This is a genomic window from Curtobacterium sp. B8 (assembly GCF_000333315.1).
Taxonomy (GTDB): domain Bacteria; phylum Actinomycetota; class Actinomycetes; order Actinomycetales; family Microbacteriaceae; genus Curtobacterium; species Curtobacterium luteum.
Genome location: NZ_BACW01000482.1, coordinates 1 through 4,239, shown reverse-complemented (window position 1 = coordinate 4,239; position 4,239 = coordinate 1). Strand labels below are relative to the sequence as shown.

General features: G+C 72.6%; 5 protein-coding genes. 2 read left to right on the top strand and 3 right to left on the bottom strand.

From position 1 onward, the window contains the following. Positions 1–772: HAMP domain-containing protein (locus I59_RS12460; protein ID WP_022904148.1), on the bottom strand; the 772-nt coding region annotated here is incomplete at its 3' end. Further along, complete coding sequence (locus tag I59_RS12455) at positions 769–1,446, bottom strand: response regulator transcription factor (protein ID WP_022904147.1); 678 nt, start codon at positions 1,444–1,446, stop codon at positions 769–771. The genes I59_RS12460 and I59_RS12455, both read right to left, overlap by 4 nt. A gap of 211 nt (positions 1,447–1,657) precedes the next feature. Here I59_RS12455 and I59_RS12450 point away from each other — a divergent pair, with 211 nt between their 5' ends. Further along, the gene (locus I59_RS12450; RefSeq protein ID WP_148286215.1) at positions 1,658–1,981 is read left to right on the top strand and encodes a hypothetical protein; all 324 of its coding nucleotides are present in this window, start codon (positions 1,658–1,660) and stop codon (positions 1,979–1,981) included. A gap of 202 nt (positions 1,982–2,183) precedes the next feature. Here the strand turns inward: I59_RS12450 and I59_RS12445 are convergent, their stop codons facing one another. Continuing rightward, a complete protein-coding gene (locus tag I59_RS12445; RefSeq protein ID WP_031273737.1) occupies positions 2,184–3,215 on the bottom strand; it encodes an aromatic acid exporter family protein in 1,032 nt (343 codons plus the stop codon). Between the two features lie 80 nt (positions 3,216–3,295). Between I59_RS12445 and I59_RS12440 the strand changes: the two genes are divergently transcribed. After that, the coding region (locus tag I59_RS12440; RefSeq protein ID WP_022904144.1) for a phosphotransferase enzyme family protein at positions 3,296–4,239 on the top strand (944 nt) is incomplete at its 3' end.

The window sequence follows — 4,239 nt, the reverse complement described above, 5'->3', positions numbered from 1 at the left end:
CGTGGCTCGCATCGCTGACCATCTGGCGTTCCCGTTCGGTGGCCTGGCGGGTGCGGGCGAGGAACGCGTTGAGGGTCGTGGCGAGCGAGGCCAGCTCGTCCTGGGCCGGGCCGACGGGCAGCTCCGCACGTTCGGGTGCGACGGACAGCCGTTCGGCCTCGCGGCGCATCCGGTTCACCGGACGGAGCGCGGTCGTGGCGAGCACCCACGACGCCACCCCGAAGGCGATCAGGATCGCGAGACCCGTGAGCGACAGGGTCGTGGTGAGGTCGTCGACGACGAGCGCCTCCGCCTGCGAGTTCCGGGCCGCGACGACCGTCCAGCGTCCCGCGCGGTTGATCGGGTGCTCCACGACGATCCGGTACTGCGAGTTCGCGACGTCGATGACCCGGGTGCCGGCCTGCTCCTCGGTGAGGCTGCCGAGCGCCCGCTCGAGCCGCCCGGGCATCGTCGACAGCACGATGTCCCCGGAGGGCGACACCACCGCGACGAGCTGTGCGTTGCCGGGCTGGGAGAGGTCCGGGTCGCTGTCGATCTCGAGCGTCGCCACGTACGGGTCGGCGTCGGCGTCCAGCAGGGTGTGTGTCGCGTTCGCGACGACGCTGACGACCTGGAAGCGCATCACGAGCACCAGCAGGACGATGACGACCGCCGCGATCGCGGTCGAGCCGATCGTGATCCGCGCGCGGAGCGAGAGCAGCCGCAGCGGGCGCGCGAGGCCCCGGTGTCCGGTCGGGTCGTCCGACCGTCCGTCCGGGGTGGTGGTGCTCACGCCCCGACGAGGTCGAGACGGTAGCCGCGACCGCGGACCGTCGAGATCGCCACGGTGGCCTCGTGCGCGGTCAGCTTCTTCCGGAGGTACGAGATGTACTGCTCCACCACGTTCGGGTCGACGTGCTGCGAACCGTCCCAGACCTCCTCGAGGATCTTCGGACGGTCCACGACGGTGCCGACGGACCGGGCGAGCAGCCGCAGCAGCGCGAACTCGGTCGGGCTCATCGCCACGCGCTGGCCCTTGATCGCGACCCGGCGGGCCTCGGAGTCGATGGCGACGTCGCCGACCTCGATGGTCCGCGGTGCGCCGGCGCTCTCCCGACGTCCCAGCGCGCGGAGTCGCGCGGTGAGTTCGGCGAAGGCGAAGGGCTTCGTGAGGTAGTCGTCCGCGCCCGCGTCGAGACCGAACACGCGATCGTCGACGGCGTCACGCGCGGTCACGAGGAGGATCCGCACGGGGTCCTCGCGTTCGCGGATGCGTCGGGCGAGTTCGAAGCCGGACATGCCCGGCATCATGACGTCGACGACCGCCAGGTCGAACGACTGCTCCCCGAGCGCGATGAGCGCCTCGACACCGTTCTCGACCGCGGTCACGCGGTACCCCTCGGCAGCGAGACCACGTTCCATGAGGGCGCGCATCTCGTCGTCGTCCTCGACCACCAACAACCGCATAGTGGACCTCCTCGAGGTCCATCGTGGCACCGAACCTGTACGCGCGGGCGCTCCCCGGGCCGATCGGGCTGAATCTCGTCACAGCACGGTGCCCGAGTAGAACGGTCTGTCCCGCGTTCGAGGGACGTGAGCAGTGCTCTGGTCCTTGGTAGGCTGCGACCGGACCTGGCGTGCCCGACGCAGGGTCCGCACTGGGGGCACCACCATGACCATGACCGAGATGTCGGACCACCCGGCGATCGTCCGACTGCGAGTCGAACTCGACGCCGCGTGGAAGAGCATCTGCACGCTCGGCGGCCTCGCGGACGATGCGCGCGGTCGGGTCGTCGCCGAGCTGCGCGCAGCCGTGCCGGACGTGGCCAGTCGTGCCGCGCTCGAGGCCGGCTCCGAGGCGGCGGTCGCGGAGATCAGTCGGTTCGCGGAGGCCGAGGTTGTCCGGGCCGAGGTCCGTCAGGCCGGGACGGTCGTGCCGTCGACCGAGCTCTGGGACGACATCGTGCACACGGCCGCCGAGGCCGCCGTCGCACGACGCTGACGGGGTCGGGCGCGCCCGAGTGCCGGCAGGACGCACATCCCTCGCGGTCCGGGGCCCGCACGGTGTTCGCGGAGCCGAGACTCGGGGTGCGCGACAGATCCCGCGCGCCAGGGCCCGAGCAACGTCGCTGCGCGCGAGACTCGGGCGCGCGGCGCGCGGCGCGCGGCGGCGCAGCCGCAGCCGCAGCCGCTGCAGCGCGCGCTCAGTCGTCCTCGCCGAGCAGCTCTTCGCGCACACGCCGGATGTCCTCGAGCAACGCCCCGATGAGGATCCAGTGCTGCGAGTTCGGCCGGAGCACCTCGAGCGGGGCCGTCAGCGCGGGCTCCTCCACGACCGGCAGTTCGCTCGCCTCGACGCGCTGGCTCAACGCCCGGACGTCCGCCCCGATCCGAGCGACCTCGGTGGCGATCCGCCCGACGATCGGGTCCGCCCGGAGGTCGGGGCCGGTGTTGTCCCGGATCGCCCGGGTCATGCCGGTGACACGGGTCACGAGGACCCGCAGGTGCTCGGCGACCGCGGCGTCCCGGTCGAGGACGTCCCGGTGCCGACTCCGCCGCGGGTTCATCGTGAGGGACTCCTGCGCGGCGGTGATCGACGCCTCGGCACGCAGGTGTTGCGACCGCAGGGCCCGCGCCTGCAGCAGGGCGCCGTGCCACCGGTCGTGGTCCCAGCCCTCGGTCAGTCCGACCGCGATCCGCTCGAACGCGACGGCGGTGTCCCGAGCCAGTCGGGCGACGGCGAGGTGCGCCGGCTCGAGCAGCACCGGCGGCACGAGGGCCGCGTTCACCGCGAGGGCGACGACGGCCCCGACGACGGTCTCGAGGATGCGGTCGGCCGAGTAGTTGGGCGTCACGACCCCGGCGGTGAGCACGAGCATGCCGCTGATGCCGACCTGGGTCGCGGACGTCGGGGTCAGGCGGAGCGCCCAGGCGATGAGGATGGCCAGCACCACGACGAGGAGCACCACCCACACGCTGTCGCCGAGCAGCAGGTGCACGGCGGTGGCGAGGACGACCCCGATGACGACGCCGGCGCTCCGCTCGAGACCCTTCACGAACGACTGGTTGATGCTCGGCTGGACGACGAGGAGCGCGGCGATGGCGGCGAACGTCGGGAACGGTCCCTGGATGAGCAGCCGGCAGAGCAGCACCGCGGCCACCACCGCGACCGCGGTCTTCACGACCTGCAGGAAGGGGGTGCGGCTGGAGCTGCGGAGCCTCGCGACCGGGTTCACGACGCCCACGGTAGCCACGAGCCGCACGCCGAGCCGTGCACGAACGCGACGAATCCGCGGGGACACGGTTGACTGATCCCGTGTGGCCCAACCACGAACGCGTCATCCCGCAGGCCTTCGCCGGCTCCGGGACCTCCGTCGTGGCCGCGCGCGCCCACTCCGTCGAGCCGTCCGGCAACGGCTACCTCTACGGGTACGAGGTCGACACGGTCGACCGGAGCGGCCAGCGGGCGACGGTGCTCACGTACGTCGACACCGGCGGTGCGCACGACCAGAACAGCGCGATCGTCACGGACCCGTCCACGGGGGAGCCGGTCTCGGTCTGGGCCTACCCGAACGACCCCGGGCTGCCGGTCCTGCCGCAGGTGACGTACCGGGACGCCGTCGCCGAGCTCCTGACGACGCTCGGCATGCCGGTCACGGACCCGACGCTGACGGTCGCCGCCTACCGCCCGGGCAAGCGGGCCGTCGTCCGGGTGGACGCTCCCGAGGGCACGGTGTTCCTCAAGATCGTCCGGCCGCACCGGGTCGCGCCGATCGTCCGGTCGCACGAACAGTTCGTCGCGGCCGGGCTGCCCGTCCCACGGGTGCTGTCCAGCCGCGGCGACGGCCTCCTCGTCCTCGAACGCATCCGCGGCGTGCCCGCGGGCAGCCGCATCCTCGACATCGCCGACGACCCGCGCTTCGTCGCGTCCCTGGCCGCCCTGTCCGGCCGGATCGCCACGGTGCCGATGACCCAGCAGGCTCGGGCGGACGCCATGGACCACGCCGACTGGCACCGTCGGACCCTCGTCGCAGCGCTGCCGCAGGACGCGGAGGAGATCGACCGCCTCTACGACGCGATCGGCCGACGGTCGATCGGGTGGGCGAGCGCGACGAAGCAGGTCGTGCACGGGGACCTGCACCTCGAGCAGGTCTTCGTCGACGAGGACGAGCCGTGGCGGATCTCGGGGCTGCTCGACATCGACACCGCCGGCTGGGGGTACCCGGTCCGTGACGTCGGCGCCGTGGTCGCCCACCTCGT

Coding starts and splice junctions, on each gene's coding strand:
- I59_RS12455 (WP_022904147.1), bottom strand. CDS start 1,446: ATGCGGTTGTTGGTGGTCGAGGACGACGACGAGATGCGCGCCCTCATG.
- I59_RS12450 (WP_148286215.1), top strand. CDS start 1,658: ATGACCGAGATGTCGGACCACCCGGCGATCGTCCGACTGCGAGTCGAA.